The sequence below is a fragment of the Halobaculum litoreum genome (assembly GCF_030127125.1).
GTDB classification, from domain to species: domain Archaea; phylum Halobacteriota; class Halobacteria; order Halobacteriales; family Haloferacaceae; genus Halobaculum; species Halobaculum litoreum.
In genome coordinates this window covers 1263767-1281835 of the sequence record NZ_CP126156.1, presented here as the reverse complement: position 1 = coordinate 1281835, position 18069 = coordinate 1263767, and the positions used below count along the sequence as shown (strand labels likewise).

Here is an 18069-nt window from a genome sequence, read left to right as displayed (position 1 = left end):
ATCTACGGGGCGATCGACCGGCCGACCGGCGCGCGCAGCGTCGGCGCGACCGGCTCGCTCGTGTCGCCCGTGAGCGTCGGCGAGCCGCCGACCGGCTCCTCCGTCCCCGACTGCCCCGCGTCGAGGGCGCCGAATCCGTCCGGAGCGACGAGCGAGCTCTGGTTGTCCGTGCCGTTCGTCGTGTTCGTGGCGTTCGTGTCCGACCCGTTCTGCGCGCCCTGCGGCTCCTGGAGGACCTCCTCGGACAGCGAGACCTCCGCCGCCCCCTCCGTGTCGCCGTTGACGAGCCCCTCGCTGACGTTCACCGTCCCCTGATTGCGGAGGACGTAGGCGGACTCGTTCGAGCGGACCTCGCCGGAGACGGTGTAGGCCCCGGTCGCCCGGACGCTCACGTTGGTGTACCCGTTCTCGGGGCCGTACTCGTCGTAGTCGGTCGTCGAGTACGGGACGGTGAGCTCGAACGTGCCGTCGGCGTCGGCGGTCGTCTCCTGCGTGTAGGTGAACGTCGAGGCGTTGCCGCCCGTGCCGCCGTTCGGCACACGCATCTGGACGGTCGCGGTGACCGTCTCGTTGGGCTCCGCGCCCGACCCCTCGATGGTCGCGCCCGGCACCTTCTCGAACGTCTTCACCCACTGCGGCTGCGTCTGCTGCAGCAGCGAGGGGCGCAGCCCCAGCGACTGGGACTCGCGCAGCACGCTCCGCTGGTACGAACTGGACGCGTACGCGGAGGTCTCGGAGGTGCTCACCATCCGGTAGTGCTGGAGCGCCGGCACGGGCTCCTTCGGGAACGCCCCGATGCCGCCGATCTGAGCGGTTCCGTCCTCCTCGACGAACTCGCGTGCGGCGCTCTCGTTGGCGAACGTCCGGATCGCGGTCGCGTTCTCGCCCGTGGGGAGCACCTTGTAGGTGGTCGAGCCGTCCTGCGAGGAGACCGTATCGTAGTCGAACACGACCACGCGCTCGCCGAACAGCGTGTTCACCGTCGGCTCCGCGCGGCTGCCGTGGTACTTGTACAGTCGCACCAGCATGCTCTCGTAGTAGCGCTGTTCCTTGTCGTAGAACGCGAGGTTGTACCTGGACTGCCCCTGCGCGGTCTGCGTCTCGCGCAGCGTGGCGCCGTAGTAGTCCGAGGCGGTGGTGTCGTCGTCGAAGACGACCTGCGCGCCGAACTCCGAACCGATGGTCGCCATCTCCCAGTTGACCATGACGTAGCGCATGTTCTCGGCCTCGCCGTCGTCGTCGATGTTTGCGAGGACCTGGTCGGCGTCGGCCTCACTCGGCGCGAGGAGGTAGTTGGCCGCCGAAGAAGCACCCTGCTGGAACGGATTGGCGTGCGGGATGCGCTCGCCCTGCGTCGTGATGAAGTGGCCGTAGTCCCACCACGACATCACGCCGTACGTGCCTTCAGCGTAGTCGAAGTCGTCATCAGCCGGACGTTCGAACGTCCCGTAGTACTCGAGCGAGTCGGCGTTGCCCGCACCGCCGAGGTCCCCCTCCGCGGGCGTGTTCTCCGACATCCACCGGAGGTTCTCGTTCCAGTAGACGACCTCGCCGGGACCGGTGCTGTTGCCGACGCCGATCGCGTTGTTGGTGCGGTCGATCGACACCTGGCCGGTGTTCCCGAGCGACAGCGGGACGACGAGGACCGGTCCGAGCACGACCATCACCGTCAGAGCGACGGCGATGACTTGGTACGTCTCGACGTCCGGGAGCGACCGGTCCATCGAGGGGGCCGTGAGGTCGAAACCGATCGCCGCCAACACCTCCTTCAGGAAGTACGCGTTCAGTCCGGCGACGGCGACGGCGAGGTAGTAGTTGAACCGGACTTGGGTGAACGCCGCGGCCGTCAGGAACGCGGCCCACACGAACACGAACAGGTGCTCGGCGTCGTATCGGATCCGCGCGGCAGCCGCGAACACCAGCGCCGCGACGATGAAGAGGCCGAACAGCTGCGGATTGGTGCCGAGGAACGACGCGAGGTCGTTGAACAGCGGGCGGCCGACGAACACGAACAGGACGACGGCCGCCGCACCGGCGAGGAAGTAGTAGTCGCCGGTCTCGCCGCGGCGCCACAGCGGCTTGACCAGGAGCCAGACTGCGGCTGCGACTGCCGTGATGAACGCGAAGCCGTACTCGGCGATGACGACGCCGATCTGGCCGTAGTACTGCGAGATGCTCGACTGGAGGAACGGCTGTGCCTCGCCGATGGTCCGCGTGGCGGCGCCCGCGGAGAACCCGACGAATCGAAGCAGGTTCCGTTCGATCGACGGGAGCGGGCCCGCGTTGACGAACGTGACGATCAGCAGGCTCACGACACCGAGCACCCCGACGGTGACGGGGTAGGCGACGCTCAGCGGGCCGTCGCTCGACTCGCGGGCGTTCAGAACGCGAGCCAAGCCCGCGAGGAACACGGCGCCGCCGGCGGTGGCGAGCGGGAACAGCGCTTGGAACAGACTCAGGTCGGAGACCCCGAAGCGTGCCTCGGGGAGCTTCAGCATCACCATCCCGGTCGTGACGAGCATCGACACGACCGCGACGAAGGCGACGTTGTCTGGGGACCGGCCGCCCACGTAGTCGCTGACCGCTTGGAAGGCGACGTACACCGCGAAGATGCCGAGGAGCAGGACGCCGGGCGGCCACACCCAGAGGTACAGGCCGATGGCGGTCCCCGCGACCGCGCTCCACGCGGCCGTCGGCTTCAGGTCGTCCCAGTCGCGGGCCTGCACGAGTTCCCAGATGGGGCGGTCGCGCTGTGCCACCGCGAGCGCGATCATGAGCGCGACGACGGCGAAGCCTTGGAAGAACGGTTCGGCGATGTTGTGGTCCGCGAAGCCGACGAGGCCACGGCGGAGGAAGGTTCCGGGCAGCAGCATCAAGATCGCCGTCGCGAACAGGCCCCCGAGCCGGCCGCCGAGGCGCTTGCCGAGGAGGTACGTCGGGATCGCGACGAGCGCCCCGAACACCGCTGGGGTGACGAGCAGCGTCTTGGCGACGAGCGTCTCCGAGGGCGACCCGAGGCCGACCACGAGCGCTGCGGTCGCGATCAGTTGGTCGTAGAGGGTGCCGAACTGCCCGGCGCTGGTCCCGAACGGGTAGTACGTCCAGGGGTCGTACGGCATCGTCCACGGCCAGTTCTGAACCGTGTACCGTACCTGTCGAAGGTGGTACCACGCGTCGTTCCCTCTGAAGAACACCTGTCCGTCTCGGAGGAAGTTGCTGTAGGACTGGAGGCGGACCCACAGCATGAACACGATGACCACGAGGAGGGCCGGGATCTGGTAGAAGTCCCGGAGGAGGTCGGTGACCGACTTCTCGGCGAAGTCGTAGTCGACCCCCGGGACGGTTCCCGCGGGCTCCCCACCGTCCGGGGTCGTGTCGCTGTCGCTTCGACTCATTGCATCGAAGCACTTGGAAAACGAGGATAAGCCTTGTTATCTCCGAACGGACGATCTTGAGTACGCACCACGGGGTGCCACCGTAGGATGGGTCGCCAGACTCACTCCGTAACCCAGCCGCGGATGTCGAACGGGAGGTTCTGGACCACGACGTTCCGAAACTGGGTTGACACGCCGAAAAGGGTGATGAAGTATACGACTGCGCCGAGCCCCACCAGCAGGACCACCGTGGCGGCGCTACTGTTGAGTAGGTCGTAAATCCGCTCCACGCGCGACAGTATCTTGATGACCACAGCCATGGCCAGCCCAGCGCCAACCTGCCTCCCGATCTCGCCAACCGGGACGTCGAAGGCGACGACCCCCGCGAGATAGCGGTACGCGAGGACGAGGCTAATTGTGACCGACACGGCTGTCGCCACCGCGCCCCCGACCCACCCGTACATGTAGATCAACGAAAAGTTCAACACGATATTACTCGCGATGAACACGGTGTTCACCCTGAAGCTTAGGTCCGGCCGGTCGACTGCGTCGAGAGCGGTCCGGAGTTGTGACTGGTAGCCCATGCAGAGGTTCGCCAGTATCAGTATCGTCAGGACGGTCACTCCCTTGGTGAACTCCGGACCGTAGATGCGAAGTATTCGCTCCCCGAGGAGCGCTCCACCGAACAGTCCTGGGATCAGGAACAGCCCCCCGAACGAGAGCGACTGTTCGACGATTCGAGCGAACGCGTCGCTCTCGTTTCGCGCGGACAGTTTGCTCATCTCCGGGAACAACGTCGTGGTGAGGGTTCCGCTGAATCGGAACAGGAACTGACCGAGGTTCCACGCGACGCTGTAGATCCCGATCAAGCCCGACGGAACGAACAACCCCAACACGATGACGTCGACGAAATTGAAAGTTCGCGCTTGGAAGCCCCCGAGCCAAGAGAACTTCGCGAATTCGAACAGGTCTCGAAAGTGCCGACTGCGCGGGGCCTTGGGCGTGCCGAGGGATCTGTACGCGTAGTAAACACCGATCACGATCGCGAGGAGTAACCCCACCGCGTGCCCCAACAGCAGCCCGACCGTCCCCGCGCCCGCCAAGACAAGCAGGACCTGAAACAGCGCTCGTCCGCCGCTTTGGACGGGTTTGAGAACCCCGCTAACATGCGTGAGGTGGAGTCCGATCAACGTTTTGTCAATGAGAGCGTGACATAGGAGCAGTCCTAAGGTGGCGATCACGAGTCCGACCGCGGAGAACCCGATGTACTCGGTGACCCGGCCATCGAACACGGCGATTGAGGCAGCGAGCAGGACGAACAATGCGGAGACAACGACCGCGCCGGCGGTCACGTACTCCCGCGGCTCGCCCCCTCCGGAGATCCGCTTTGAGACGGCGTTCGGAAATCCCGCCGTCCCCACGATAGACAACCACGACACAAGTGCGATCGCCAAGTTGTACTCACCGAGCGGACCGGCACCGAGCTCCCGTGCGATGTACACAGTCGCGAGGAACCCCAGCGCCGAGGCTAGTATCGACGAGCCGAAGTGAATCACCGACTTCTGTCCGAGTCGCATTGTGGGTGGGGCGGTCGCAATTCATCCGACTACCCGAGTCGGACTTTACTCCGTCGGTTCCCGGCGTGGACCATCCTCTGAGCGGACACGATAACACGACTGTGGTCGCAATGGTCGGGTCGAAGCTTTCACCATGGCGGTGACCGGTGTGAAGGAAACGTAACCGTTAGTATTCGAACCATCGGACACGCCCTACGGAGCACGCATCAGGCGCCGGGGGGTGAGTGCCAAGGGTGCTCGGGAACTACCATGGTATCCGGACAATCCGCGACGACGATCGTCCCGGTGTACAACGATCCAGAAGGGATCGAATCGACGGCTGAGTCGCTCGTCACACAGAGTGGCTCGGACCATACAATCCTGATCGTGGACAACGGGTCGACCGATCGAACTCGCTCGGTGATCCGGCGGATCATCAACGGGCGTGACGACATCCAGCTCCTCGTTGAGGATGAGACACAGGGGTCGTACGCGGCCAGAAACAAGGGGATCGAACGCGCCGAAGGTGACATCGTCGCCTTTCTCGACGCCGACGAGACGGTCGACGAGGACTGGCTTGAGACGGCGCTACGGGTGATGGAGACACGAGGACTGGACTATGTGGGTTGTCGCGTCGAGTTGACGTTGCCCAAGACCACCCTCGTCGGTTGGTACAACGCCCACACTGGGTTCCCAATCGAACAATACCTTGAGGAACAACGATACGCACCAACGTGCGCACTCTTGGTCCGCCGGGAGGTGTTCGATGACGTCGGTCCGTTCGACAGTCGCCTGATATCGGGAGGTGACAAGGAATTCGGCGAGCGCGTCCACGATGCCGGGTACGAGCAGGGTTACGTCGAGGAGGCGGTCGTCTACCACCCTGCGAGAACATCGTTCCGAGCATTGGCAAAAAAGAATGTCCGAGTTGGGAGAGGCTTCTGTCAAAAGCAACGCTACTACCCAGAGCGCTACGGGAGTCCCGGTGTGCCGCCGACGCCGACCGGCTCTGGCGGCGGTGAGGACGCCGAAGGGCCAGAATCACCGTTCACACGGCTCGCCTTCGCGTTCCTGTCGTTCGCGATGCTGGCGTGTCGCGGATTCGGCTACTACTACGAGTTCCTGTTCGGCGAGAAGCGCGAGAGAGGTCCTCCTACGAGTTAGCCCGCCCGACGACGTCCGGCGTGGTCATCGCGTACACGTAGCCCAGCCCGACGGCCGCAGTGAATACACCGATGCACACCAACTGCTTCACAGCGGGCAGCGACGGCGACCGGACCAATCCCCTCAGCCGTTGGGGAACGAAGTGCGTCAGTAGTTGCCTCAGATACGCACTCTTGTTGTCGGGCGCGTCCGGGTACAGCAGGTCCATCACCCGCTTGGAGTACCCCTGCCAGAACGACCGGAACACGAGCCAGCGGAAGTCGCCGCGGTAGTCGAACAGTTTGTGGTGGACGACGGCGTCCTCGGTGAACACCATCCCCCGGCCGTACTCGTTCATCAGCCGGATCCCGACCGGCGCCTCGTGCGCTTGAAGGTGTTTGTCCCCCTTTCGGCCCGTGTTCGGGTCGTAGCCGCCGACCTCCAGAAACGCCTCGCGACGGTAGGAGATGTTGGATCCGTACGTGTTGCGCACCTCCTCGCCGTCCTCGGCGAACCCGGGTTCCACGCAGCCGACGAGCCAGTAGAACTCCTCGGGGAAGAAGTCGGGTTTCGCCGTCTGCCAGTCCGGGAGGACGTCGCCGCCGACGGCGATGGCGTCGGTGGACTCGTACACGTCGACCAACCGAGCCACCCAGTCCGGTTCGGCCGTCGCGTCGTCGTCGATGAACGCGACGACGTCCCCGCTCGCCAGCTCACCCCCCTTCGTCCGGCTGTAGGAGATGCCACGGTTCTCGTCGTTGCAGTGGAGGACCACACCGTCCCGGTCGCCGAAGTCCTCGACGACGCGGTCGAACACGGCCTCGTTGCCGTCGACGACGAGGACGACCTCGAGCGGTTCGTACTCCTGTTCGAGGACGCTCTCGACACACTCCGAGAACGGACCGTAGCGGTCCATGGAATAGGTGCAGACGACCACCGAGACCTTCATCGACTGGAGATGTTCGAAGCGACCGATAACGGTTGTGCTTCGGCGCCTCGATCGGCCGTCCGACCCGCTCCCGAAACCCCTATCCCGCCCCCCCGAACGACGCGTCACCATGACCGACGACGTCTGTGTGCTCCTCCCGACGTACGACGAGGCCGCCACGGTCGCGGACGTCGTCGCGGACTTCCGGTCCCACGGCTACGAGAACGTCCTCGTGATCGACGGGGGGGTCGACGGACGGCACGCGCGACCGCGCCCGCGAGGCGGGCGCCCGCGTTGAGATCCAGTCCGGCACCGGCAAGGGCCAGGCGATCCGCGAGGCGGTCGCGACGTACGTCGACGCGCCGTACGTGCTGATGGCGGACGCGGACGGCACCTACGAGGCGGCCGACGCGGCGGCGATGCTCGAGCCGCTCCGCGAAGGGACGGCCGAGCACGTCATCGGCGATCGCTTCGCGGACATGCACGAGGGCGCGATGACCGGGCTCAACCGCGTGGGCAACCGCGTGTTCAACGGGCTGTTCGGGCTGATCCACCGCGAGGAGTACGGCGACATCCTCTCGGGGTACCGAGCGTTCACCGTCGCGTCGTTCCGGCGGCTCCGCCTGTCCGCCGACGGCTTCGGGATCGAGACGGAGATGGCCGTGGAGTGTGCGCGCCACGGCGTCCGCACGACGGTCGTCCCGATCACGTACCTCCCCCGCCCCGACGGGTCGAACACGAACCTCCACCCGGTGAAGGACGGCGGGATCATCCTGATGGCGATCTACCGTCAGGCGAAGACGTCGAACCCGCTGTTCTACTTCGGCAGCGTCGGGGTCACGGCGGGGCTGTCTGGGGCCCTGTTCGCGGCGTACGTCGCCTACGATTGGTTCGCGAACGGCATCTCCCACGAGGTGCTCGCGGTCGTGTCGGGCGTGGGGATCATCCTCGGGATCCAACTGCTCATCTTCGGGGTGCTCTCGGACCTGCTCGTCACGCTCCACGAGGAGACGCTCGACCGCGTCGAGCGGCTGGAGGCGAGGGCGCGCGGGGACGCCGACGCGGACTCAGAAGGGCAGCAGCGTGCGGACGCGCCCGAGCAGTGAGCCGGCGCCGCTGCGACGTTTCTCCTCGAACACCGGGTGGAGCCTGTTGAGCAGCGCCCGCTCGGACTCGAAGCGCTCGGCCGGCAGCTCCCGGAGCGTCGCCGCCACGTCGAGGGTGTTGCCGGCGGCGTCGTACGGCACGTCGGTGTCGTCCATCGCCGCGATCAGTTCCTCCGTCGTCGCCGGGAACACGACGGCCGCCCGGTCGAGGCGCGCGTCGAGCGCCGCGATGCCGAACTCGATCGACTCGGGCTCCCCGCTGTCCCCCTGTGGCGGTCTGGCTGCCATCGGTCCCGTGTTGTCCCTCCGGGGACTAAAGTGGCCGGGCACCGACGCCGCCGGGGACGGCGGACACGCCGGCGAAGCCCGGCCTCCGCCGCGCTTATCGGGCACGCACCCGTCTCACGGACCGTGACCGACTACACCACCGTCTCCATCCCGAAGGACCTCGCGGAGCGCGTCGAGGAGACGCTCGAGGGGACGAGCTTCTCGTCGACCTCGGACCTCGTGCGGTTCCTCCTCCGGAGCATCGTGATCCAACACCAGAAGCGCGGGTCGCTGTCGGAGGCCGAGTTCGAGGAGATCACCGAACAGCTCCGCGACCTCGGCTACCTGAAGTAGCGACGCGACCGCACGCCGCGCCGACGGTGCCGCCGGCGAGGGCCGGGCGGCGACCGTCGGGTCAGTCCACGTCGTCGACCCGTTCCTCGGGGGGACCGCGTCGACGACCACGAGGTCGCGACGACGCCCGCGGCGGTCGTACGCGACGACGTCGGCGACGTCGTACGGCGGGATCGCGACCAGCACCGTCGCCGCGAGGTCGTCCTCCTCGGTGAGCCGCCGGTCGCCGTCCGGGTGCGAGAGGAACCGCGCGCGGCCCGCGGGACGGCCGAGGTCCATGCCGAACACTTTCGACACGGAGCCGCCGGCGCCGGGGAAGTAGAAGTGCGTCAACACCGGCGTCTCGGGGGGTAGATCCGCGGGCGGGTCGACGAGGTCGCCGGCGGCGCTGGCGTCGAGGACGACGTTCTCGTCGTCGGGGTCCGCGGCGGCGGCGCGCTCGAGCAGCAGCGAGAGGAGGTCCGCCGTGATGTGGACCGCCGCGGGGCCGTCGGCACGGTCGGCGCGCACGCTCTCGGGGTCGTCCCACTCGCGACCGTCGGGCGCGTCGCCGCCGTCGCCGGCGCGTTCCTCGTCGGGAGTCACGGGTCCGGGGTCACCCGAGGAGCGACTTGATGCTCCGGACGTACAGGCCGGGCGCGTTGCCGCGGGAGCTGTCGAGGGCGGCCGCGAGCTCCCGGCCGCCGTGGTCGAGCACGCCCGCGCCGTGACCGCACAGCACCCGGTCGGGGTCGAGGTCGCCGAGCGCCCGTCGCGGCGGTGTCAGGCGGAGCATCGGGTGAACACCGATCGTCTCCGCGCCCGTGCGCATGTACGCGGACGCCCCGACGGCCTCGGGGACGTACAGCGTGCCGCCGGCCTCGTCGTACAGCGCGACCTCCTGCCACGGCGGGAGCGACGAGTCGCGCACCGTGATCGCGCGCAGTCCGCCGAGTTCGCGGCCGAACCGTTCGACCGGCGCGTCGAGCTTCGCGGCCACGCCGGTCATCCACTCGGGCACGTACACCGGAACGTCGTGGCGGGTCGCGACCGCCGCGGCGTCGCGTTTGTGTCGGTCGAGGCAGACGACCGTCCCGGCCACCTCCCCATCGAGGTCCGCGAGGAGGTCGTCGACCCCGTCGGCGTCGACCGGGTCGAGCACCCAGATGTCGCCGTCCACGGAGAGCGCGTGGCTCGCGCGTTCCATCGTCTCGTCGGGGTAGGCGATCCAGCCGACGCCGCCGTCGAACTCGTCCACCACGGCGAGGTCGGCCTCGCCGGATCCTTTCATCGGCATCGCTCGACACGACGGGCGGGGCGGGCTTAAGTGGGGTGCCGGCGGATCGACACACGAGATGCCCGCGGACACCGATCCGGGACCGGAGCCGGAGCGCGAGGAGTCGGCCACAGACGAGTCGGAGCGCGCGCCCCCGGCGGACCCCGACCCCGCGCTCGCCTCGCTGGCGCTGGAGGTGACGGATCTGGGTCGCGCCGCGTCGTGGTACGCCGACACCTTCGGGCTCGTGCCCACGCGTCGGACCGCGACGGAGGCCGCCTTCGACGTCGGCGGGACCGAACTCGTCCTCAGACGCCCCGCGTCGGTCCCGCGCGGGGGCCTCCACACCCACTTCGCGTTCGAGGTGCCGGGCCGCGACTACCCGGCGTGGCGCGCGCGGTTCCCCGACGCCCCCGAGGTCGACTTCGGCTCGTTCCGCTCGCTGTACCTGGAGGACGCCGACGGCCACGCGCCGGAGGTGGGCGGCACCGCCCCCGACGGCACCGGCCCGGGGCTGGTCGGGGTGTTCGAGGTGGTGCTGGAGGTCGCGAACGTCGACCTCGCGAGCGAGTGTTGGGCGGCGCTCGGGTTCTCGACGGTCGACCGCGGCGACGACCGCCGCCGGATCCGGATGCGCGGCCCGACCGGCGCCGACCGCCAGTTCGACGTGGAGCTGTGGGAACCCTGCCGGGCTCGCGGACGCCCGGGGCGGCGTCCACGTCGACCTCGCGGTCCGCGTGCGCGAACCGGCCGCCCGCGCCGACCACGCCTTCGGCGACCTCCCCTCGGTGACGGTGCGGGAGTCGCCCGACGGCTCGGTCGAGCTGTACGACCCGGACGGCCACCACCTCGTGTTGCTCCCCGCGGCGGAGTGACCGTACGGGCCGCCCGAGCGGGGCATCGGCCGTCGCGGTCGCGGCGGGGGTGGGGAAACGAAAAGACGTATCCGAGCCGCCGGACCACTACTCGGCGATGGAGATCAGCGTCATCGGGGCCGGCTACGTCGGCGCCAGCGTCGCCGCCTGCTTCGCCGACCTCGGCCACGACGTCGCGGTCGTGGACATCGACGAGGAGCGCGTGGCGGCGATCAACGACGGCCGGTCGCCGATCCACGAGCCCGGGCTCGACGAGCGCGTCGCCCGGACGGCGGGCGACCGCCTCGTCGCCTCCACCGCGTACGACCCGGTGCCGGAGAGCGACCTGACGTTCCTCGCGGTACAGACCCCGTCGAACGAGGACGGCAGCATCGACACGAGCGTCGCCGAGGCGGCCGCGGAGATGACCGGGGAGGCGCTCGCCGACGCGGACGCCGACGACCATGCGGTCGTCGTCAAGAGCACCGTCATCCCCGGGACGACCGCGGACCTGCTCGGGCCGGCCGTCGCCGACGCGGCGGGCCTGACCGTCGGGGAGACGCTCCACGTCGGCGTCAACCCGGAGTTCCAGCGCGAAGGCACCGCCGTCGCGGACTTCCTCGACCCGGACAAACTCGTCTTCGGACACGACGACGACCCGGCCGTCGCCGACCTGCTCCACGAGGCGTACGAACCCCTCCGGGCGGCGCTCGACCACGAGGTGCCCGTCGTCGACACCGGCACCCGCGAGGCCGAGATGATCAAGTACGCCAACAACGCCTTCCTTGCCTCGAAGGTGTCGCTGGCCAACGAGCTGGGGAACATCTGCAAGCGCTACGGGGTCGACTCCTACGAGGTGACGCGGGCCATCGGCCTCGACGACCGCATCGGCGCGTCGTTCCTCCGCAGCGGCGTCGGCTGGGGCGGCTCCTGTTTCCCGAAGGACGTCGACGCGCTCATCGCGGCGGCGCGCGCGGCCGACTACGAACCGGAACTGCTCCAGGCGGCCGTGAACGTCAACGACCGCCAGCCGGGCCTCCTCCTCGACCTCCTCGACGAGCACGTCGACGTCGCCGGCGAGCGCGTGGCCGTCCTCGGGCTCTCGTTCAAGCCCGGCACGGACGACGTGCGCAACTCCCGCGCGATCCCGGTGATCGAGGGGCTGCGCGAGCGCGGGGCGACGGTCGTCGGCTACGACCCCGTCGCGACCGAGAACATGCGCGCCGTGTTCCCCGACGTCGAGTACGCCGACTCCGCGGCGGCCGCGCTCGACGGCGCGCGCGCGGCGGTCGTCGTCACCGACTGGGACGAGTTCGCCGCCCTCGACGCCGAGTTCGACGCGATGGCCGAGCCGGTCGTCGTCGACGGCCGGCGGATCGTCGAGCGGCGCGAGGGGCTCACCTACGAGGGGCTGACGTGGTGAGCGAGGACGCCGGCAACGATGGCGACGCCGACGGCGCGGCCCACGACTACCGGCTGGTCGCCGTCGACGACGTGGCGAACACGCCGAACCCGACGCGCGTGAAGCGCGAACTCGACGAGGCGCTCGGCGTCTCCCTGTTCGGCTGTAACTACTACGAGGCCGACCCCGGCGAGCCGGTGCCGTGGGGGTACCACCGCCACCCCGACCACGAGGAGCTGTTCTACGTGATCGCCGGCGAGTTGGCCGTCGAGACTCCCGACGGCGAGTTCCGCGTCGGCCCGGACGAGGCGTTCTTCGTCCCGCGCGACGCCCCGAACCGGGCGGTCGCCGTCGGCGACGAGCCGTGCCGGTTCCTCGCGGTCGGCGCGCCGAAGGACGCCGACGGCGCGGTCATCGAGGAGCGCTGTCCCGACTGCGGGACGGTGGGCGACAGGGAGTACCGCGTCGAGGAGACCGGCGAGGGCGCGGCCCCGGACGCCGTCGAGTACGTCCTCGCGTGTGCGGCGTGCGGCGCCGAGACCGACCGCTTCGCCGGCTAGGGAGCGGTCGCTGTCGGCGGGTCCTGTGGTCCCGTTACCGTCGGCCGCGTTCCGACGAGTGACAGCGTGCTTGCAGAGTCGCTTAAGCCTGCGTGTCCGGTACGGCCGCCATGGCTCCCCGCGACGACGCCTCCGACCGGACGTACAGACGCCTCTCGGTCGCCGACGACGGCGCGGGACCGGCCCCCGAGCGTGTCGAGCGGCTGCTCGCGGAGGCGGCCGGCGACGCGCCCGTCGACGCCGCCGTGCGCGAAGTCGCCCCGGGCGACAGCCTCGCCCCGGCGACCCACCGCGGGACCCCGGTCGAACGGCTCCTGTTCGTGCTCGCCGGCGAACTGCGGCTCCCGGACGACGGGGCGTCGCTCCGTGTCGGGGCCAACGAGGCGGTCGTCGTGCCCCCGGAGCCGCCGGCGCCGCCGGTGGCCGTCGGCGACGAGCCGTGTCGGTACTTGGCCTTCGGCGCGCCCTGACCGACGGTCGGCGGTCGCGGCGCCGTCGGCCGTCTCAGTCGAGGCGCTCGGTGTCGATGCCGACGTTCGGCGGCGACACGATGAGGAACCCGCGGAAGTGGGTCAACTCCCCGCCCATGTCCTTCACCTCCCGCGCGAAGCCGCTGGCGCGTTCGTTGAGGTCGCCCTCGACCGCCAGCACGAGCACGTTGCCGTACTCCACGTTGCGGACCCAGTGTTCGGGCTCGGTCGTCCCGTCGAGCACCCCCAAGACCACGTCCCCCACCGTCCCCTCCGACTCGATGAACTCCTCCGCCTCGCGGAGGTCGAGCCCGAAATCGCTCATACGAGCGGGCACGGAGTGTCGTACTAAAAGGGTTCGGACGCCCGTCCGACGGTCGTCCGACCGGCGAGGGGCCCGGCCGCGACCGGCCGTTCGTCAATACCATGTGTATAAGGATCTACGAACACCACAGACGAGATGATACCCGTTGCCGTCGTGCGATCTCGCTGTCTCCCGATCGTTCGTGACGAATCCCGGCCGCGGCACGCGGCTGTCTGACCACAACGCTTTACAAGGAGTTCCGGCCTCGCATGGATCGATGTCCCATCAACAGGACTCGTCGGTAACCAGTCCGGCGGAACGAGTTCTTCCAGGGCACGCTTCGTGCAACTGACGAGTTCGATTCGGTCCGTATCTTCGACACGACGCTGCGTGACGGCGAACAGTCGCCGCGAACGTCGTTCACCTACGAGGAGAAACGAGAGATAGCCACGGCGCTCGACGAACTGGGCGTGTCCGTCATCGAGGCGGGCTTCCCGGTGAACTCCGACGCGGAGTTCGAGGCCGTCAGCGACATCGCCGCCGCCACCGACACCACCGTCTGCGGGCTCGCCCGCGTGGTGGACGGCGACATCGACGCCGCCATCGACAGCGGCGTCGGGATGATCCACACGTTCGTCTCGACGAGCGACGTGCAGATCGAAGACTCGATGCACGCCACCCGCCAGGAGGTGAAAGAGCGCGCGGTGGCGGCCGTCGAACGCGCCGCGGAGTCCGGCGCGGAGGTGATGTTCTCCCCGATGGACGCGACCCGGACGGGCGAGCCGTTCCTCACCGAGGTGATCGAGGCCGTCGACGAGGTCGGCGTCGACTGGATCAACATCCCCGACACCTGCGGGGTGGCGACCCCCGGCCGCTTCGGCGACCTCATCGAGGTCGTCCGCGAGCACACCGACGCCCGCATCGACGTCCACACCCACGACGACTTCGGGCTGGCCGGCGCGAACGCGCTGGCCGGCGTCGAGGCCGGCGCCCACCAGATGCAGGTGTCGGTCAACGGCATCGGCGAGCGCGCCGGCAACGCCGCCCTCGAGGAGGTCGTCATGGCCGCCGAGTCGCTGTACGACGCCGACACCGGCATCGACACGACCCGGATCACCGAGGTGTCTCGCATGGTCGAGCAGGCCAGCGACATCGCGGTGCCGCCGAACAAGCCCGTGGTCGGGCGCAACGCCTTCAGCCACGAGTCCGGCATCCACGCCGCCGGCGTCATCGAGAACAGCGACACGTTCGAGCCGGGCGTGATGACCCCCGAGATGGTCGGCGCGACCCGGGAGCTGGTGATGGGGAAACACACCGGCACCCACTCGGTCCGCCAGCGGCTGACCGACGCCGGGTTCGACCCCACCGAGTCGCAGGTCCGGACCGTCACCCGACGCGTGAAGGACGCCGGCGCGGAGGGCCGCGTCACGATGTCCGACGTCGAGCGGTTCGCCCGCGAGGAGGGCGTCGCCGAGATGGACGACGAGGAGGAGCGCGAGCGGGAGGCCCGCGTCTGAGCCGGCGATGGGAGCGACCGCGACCCCCACGGCCCCGGCGACGGCCGCTCGCACGGCCGCCCGCGTCCGGCGGGCGCGTGCAATCGTTGCCAGCCGCGACACGGTTATGCCGGCCGAGCCGGTAGCCGCACGCGAGATGACGACACCGACCCACACGACCGCCGGTCGCCCGGCGTCCGGGGAGCGTGTCGTCGCCCTTCTCGCGGGGATCGCGGGTATCGTAGGGGCCTGACGCCCCCACACCACCCACCCCCCACGGCAGTATCGACCGACCACCAGCGAACGGCGACCACCGACTGCGACACGATGACACACACAGGAGGCCGACGATCATGAGCGAGCCAGCGACCCCCGAATCGTCCGCTGACGCGGACGAGGCGGCGAGCGACGCCGAGGCGACGGGGCGAACAGCGACCGACGAGGAGGCGGCGGCGCGGCGACACGAGGCGGCGACCCGGGTGCCCGGCACGGGCGCGAACGCCGTCGTCGCCGCCCTCGAAGCCGCGGGCGTGGAGACCGCCTTCGGCGTGCAGGGCGGGGCGATCATGCCCGTGTACGACGCGCTGTCGGCGTCGACGGTCGAGCACATCACGATGGCCCACGAGCAGGGGGCGGTCCACGCCGCGGACGCGTACGGCGTCGTCCGTGGCGAGCCGGGCGTCTGCATGGCCACGTCCGGCCCGGGCGCGACGAACCTCGTCACGGGTATCGCGGACGCGTCGATGGACTCGGACGCGATGCTCGCGCTGACGGGGCAGGTGCCCTCGGACATGGTCGGCTCCGACGCGTTCCAGGAGACCGACACCGTCGGCGTCACCGCGCCCATCACGAAGCACAACTACTTCGCCAGCGACTCCGACGAGGTCGGCCGCACGGTCGGCGAGGCGTTCGCGCTCGCGAACACCGGCCGTCCCGGGCCGACGCTGGTCGACCTCCCGAAGGACGTGAGCTTCGGCGAGACCGACCGCCCGGTCGGGGAGCCGACGCCGCCGAAGCGCTCGGTGCCGACGCCCGAGGCCGACGAGGAGCAGGTCGAGGCGGCCGCCCGCGCCATCGAGCGCGCCGAGCGGCCCCTCTGTCTGTTCGGCGGCGGCGTGATCAAGGGCGACGCGACCGGGGAGGCGCGGGCGTTCGCCCGCGAGTTCGGTATCCCGGTCGTGACGACGATGCCCGGCATCGGGAGCTTCCCCGAGGACGACGACCTCTGTCTGTCGTGGGCGGGGATGCACGGCACCGGCTACGCCAACATGGCGATCACCCACACCGACTGCCTGATCGCCATCGGCACCCGCTTCGACGACCGCCTCACCGGCGGCGTCGACACCTTCGCGCCCGAGGCGGAGGTCGTCCACGTCGAGATCGACCCCGCCGAGGTGTCGAAGAACGTCCACGCCGACTACCCGGTGATCGGCGACGCGGCGACGGTCATCGACCAGCTCGACGCCGCCATCGGCTACGGCGACGCGCCCGACCCCGCCGAGTGGCGCGAGCAGTGTGCCGCGTGGCGCGAGGAGTACCCGATGGACTACGCCATCGACACGGACGCCCCCGTGCGCCCGGAGTTCGTGGTCGAGGCGTTCGACGCCGCCACCGACGACGACGCGTACGTCACGACCGGCGTCGGCCAACACCAGATGTGGGCCGCACAGTACTGGACGTACCGCGAGCCGCGCACGTTCGTCTCGAGCCACGGGCTGGGGACGATGGGGTACGGCCTGCCCGCGGCCATCGGCGCGCGCGTCGCCGCGGACGACGACCGGCAGGTGATCAGCTTCGAGGGCGACGGCTCGTTCCTCATGACGATCCAGGAGCTGTCCGTCGCGGTCCGCGAGAACCTCGACGTCACCGTCGTCGTCCTCAACAACGAGTACATCGGGATGGTGCGCCAGTGGCAGGACGCCTTCTTCGAGGGGAACCACATGGCGTCCGACTACGACTGGATGCCGGAGTTCGACACGCTCGCGGAGGCGTTCGGCGCGAAGGGGTTCCGTATCGACGACTACGACGACGTCGAGGAGGCCGTCGAGGGGGCGCTCGCGTACGACGGCCCCAGCGTCGTCGACGCGCACGTCGACCCCGAGGCGAACGTCTACCCGATGGTCGCCAGCGGCGCGGCGAACGGCCAGTTCGCGCTCGCGGAGGACCAGCTGTGAGCCGCGAGGCCGAACGAGGCGAGGCCTCGGAGCCAACGGGGAGCGATGGGGACACGCGCGACGCGACCCGCGAGCAGGCGTCCGACGACCCCACGCCCGACGGCGGGTCGACCCACCCGGCGGAGTCGCCGCTGGCCGAGCGGGCACGGCCCGCCGACGGCGAGACGCCGACGACCGGCCTGTCCGGGCCGCGGCCGGAGGACCGCCCCCACCCGACGGGACGCCGCGACGAGCACGGCGTCCGCAAGGAGCCCGACGAGGGGCCCGAGCCGGCGCGCCGCGCGACGGTCTCGGCGCTCGTCGAGGACGAACCGGGCGTGCTCGCCCGCGCGGCGGGGCTGTTCCGCCGCCGCCAGTTCAACATCGAGAGCCTGACCGTCGGCCCGACGACCGTCGAGGGCCACTCCCGCATCACGCTCGTCGTCGAGGAGACCGAGGCGGGCATCGACCAGGCGAAGAAACAGCTCGCGAAGCTCACGCCCGTCATCGCGGTGGGCGAGTTGAGCGACGACGCCGTCGCCGCCGAACTCGTGCTCCTGAAGGTGCGCGGACAGGAGCCGGACAAGGTCCACGCGATCACCTCGATGTACGACGGCCGGACGCTCGACGCCGGGCCGCGCACCATCACGGTGCAGATCACCGGCGACGAGAACCAGATCGACGACGCCGTCGACGCGTTCGACCAGTTCGGCATCATCGAGATGGCCCGGACCGGCCAGACCGCGCTCGAACGCGGGGACTCCCCGACGACGCCCGGCGAGGAGCCGGGCCACTCGGCGGCGTCGACCGAGGACGACGAGTTCACAAACTACGACGATTGAGACCT

The 18069-nt window shown here is 69.5% G+C and carries 14 protein-coding genes and 4 pseudogenes; 11 read left to right on the top strand and 7 right to left on the bottom strand.

All coding sequences use genetic code 11. From position 1 onward, the window contains the following. Window positions 1-2: 2 nt before the first annotated feature. Both P0R35_RS06875 and P0R35_RS06870 read right to left on the bottom strand, forming a co-directional pair. Window positions 3-3395, bottom strand: a complete 3393-nt coding sequence (locus tag P0R35_RS06875) for an oligosaccharyl transferase, archaeosortase A system-associated (protein ID WP_284014446.1) — start codon at window positions 3393-3395, stop codon at window positions 3-5. Between the two features lie 101 nt (window positions 3396-3496). Further along, window positions 3497-4951 carry a flippase gene (locus P0R35_RS06870; RefSeq protein ID WP_284014445.1) on the bottom strand — a complete coding sequence of 485 codons (1455 nt, stop codon included), beginning with the start codon at window positions 4949-4951 and terminating at the stop codon, window positions 3497-3499. A 249-nt stretch (window positions 4952-5200) separates the two neighbouring features. Between P0R35_RS06870 and P0R35_RS06865 the strand changes: the two genes are divergently transcribed. Then, window positions 5201-6094: a glycosyltransferase family 2 protein gene (locus tag P0R35_RS06865; protein WP_432765041.1), complete on the top strand. Its 894-nt coding sequence runs from the start codon at window positions 5201-5203 to the stop codon at window positions 6092-6094. Here P0R35_RS06865 and aglG read toward each other — a convergent pair. After that, a complete protein-coding gene (aglG, locus tag P0R35_RS06860; protein ID WP_284014443.1) occupies window positions 6084-7022 on the bottom strand; it encodes a glucosyl-dolichyl phosphate glucuronosyltransferase in 939 nt (312 codons plus the stop codon). The genes P0R35_RS06865 and aglG overlap by 11 nt on opposite strands. 109 nt (window positions 7023-7131) lie before the next feature. Between aglG and aglJ the strand changes: the two are divergent. Next, a pseudogene (gene aglJ / locus P0R35_RS06855) lies at window positions 7132-8107 on the top strand (S-layer glycoprotein N-glycosyltransferase AglJ). Here aglJ and P0R35_RS06850 read toward each other — a convergent pair. Continuing rightward, a complete protein-coding gene (locus P0R35_RS06850) occupies window positions 8069-8395 on the bottom strand; it encodes a hypothetical protein (RefSeq protein ID WP_284014442.1) in 327 nt (108 codons plus the stop codon). The pseudogene aglJ and the gene P0R35_RS06850 sit on opposite strands and share 39 nt — an antisense overlap. A 123-nt stretch (window positions 8396-8518) precedes the next feature. On the opposite strand from P0R35_RS06850, the gene P0R35_RS06845 reads away from it, so the two are divergent. Next, on the top strand, window positions 8519-8728 hold the full coding sequence (locus P0R35_RS06845) for a ribbon-helix-helix domain-containing protein (RefSeq protein WP_284014441.1): 210 nt from the start codon (window positions 8519-8521) through the stop codon (window positions 8726-8728). Between the two features lie 141 nt (window positions 8729-8869). On the opposite strand, the pseudogene P0R35_RS16830 reads toward P0R35_RS06845, so the two are convergent. Both P0R35_RS16830 and P0R35_RS06840 read right to left on the bottom strand, forming a co-directional pair. Further along, window positions 8870-9238: pseudogene (locus tag P0R35_RS16830) on the bottom strand (JAB/MPN domain protein-containing protein); the annotation flags it as partial. A gap of 85 nt (window positions 9239-9323) precedes the next feature. Beyond that, the gene (locus P0R35_RS06840; protein WP_284014440.1) at window positions 9324-10004 is read right to left on the bottom strand and encodes a hypothetical protein; all 681 of its coding nucleotides are present in this window, start codon (window positions 10002-10004) and stop codon (window positions 9324-9326) included. Between the two features lie 58 nt (window positions 10005-10062). Here P0R35_RS06840 and P0R35_RS16405 point away from each other — a divergent pair. From P0R35_RS16405 to P0R35_RS06820, 5 genes and pseudogenes are all read left to right on the top strand, one after another. Continuing rightward, a pseudogene (locus tag P0R35_RS16405) lies at window positions 10063-10296 on the top strand (hypothetical protein); the annotation flags it as partial. Window positions 10297-10720: 424 nt separating this feature from the next. Next, a complete protein-coding gene (locus P0R35_RS06835) occupies window positions 10721-10858 on the top strand; it encodes a hypothetical protein (RefSeq protein ID WP_284014439.1) in 138 nt (45 codons plus the stop codon). A gap of 97 nt (window positions 10859-10955) precedes the next feature. Then, a complete protein-coding gene (gene aglM / locus P0R35_RS06830) occupies window positions 10956-12260 on the top strand; it encodes a UDP-glucose 6-dehydrogenase AglM (protein ID WP_284014438.1) in 1305 nt (434 codons plus the stop codon). After that, complete coding sequence (locus tag P0R35_RS06825) at window positions 12257-12799, top strand: cupin domain-containing protein (protein ID WP_284014437.1); 543 nt, start codon at window positions 12257-12259, stop codon at window positions 12797-12799. Before aglM ends, P0R35_RS06825 begins: the two co-directional genes overlap by 4 nt. A 110-nt stretch (window positions 12800-12909) precedes the next feature. Next, a complete protein-coding gene (locus P0R35_RS06820; RefSeq protein ID WP_284014436.1) occupies window positions 12910-13269 on the top strand; it encodes a cupin domain-containing protein in 360 nt (119 codons plus the stop codon). 34 nt (window positions 13270-13303) lie between these two features. Here P0R35_RS06820 and P0R35_RS06815 read toward each other — a convergent pair whose 3' ends face one another. Then, complete coding sequence (locus P0R35_RS06815) at window positions 13304-13594, bottom strand: DUF5779 family protein (protein ID WP_284014435.1); 291 nt, start codon at window positions 13592-13594, stop codon at window positions 13304-13306. 287 nt (window positions 13595-13881) lie between these two features. On the opposite strand from P0R35_RS06815, the pseudogene P0R35_RS06810 reads away from it, so the two are divergent. The 3 genes and pseudogenes from P0R35_RS06810 to ilvN form a co-directional block, all read left to right on the top strand. Continuing rightward, window positions 13882-15090 (top strand): annotated as a pseudogene (locus P0R35_RS06810) (LeuA family protein); the annotation flags it as partial. Between the two features lie 332 nt (window positions 15091-15422). Beyond that, window positions 15423-17243 carry a biosynthetic-type acetolactate synthase large subunit gene (gene ilvB / locus P0R35_RS06805; protein ID WP_284014434.1) on the top strand — a complete coding sequence of 607 codons (1821 nt, stop codon included), beginning with the start codon at window positions 15423-15425 and terminating at the stop codon, window positions 17241-17243. Window positions 17244-17374: 131 nt separating this feature from the next. Beyond that, window positions 17375-18064: an acetolactate synthase small subunit gene (gene ilvN, locus P0R35_RS06800; RefSeq protein ID WP_284014580.1), complete on the top strand. Its 690-nt coding sequence runs from the start codon at window positions 17375-17377 to the stop codon at window positions 18062-18064. Window positions 18065-18069 lie beyond the last annotated feature (5 nt).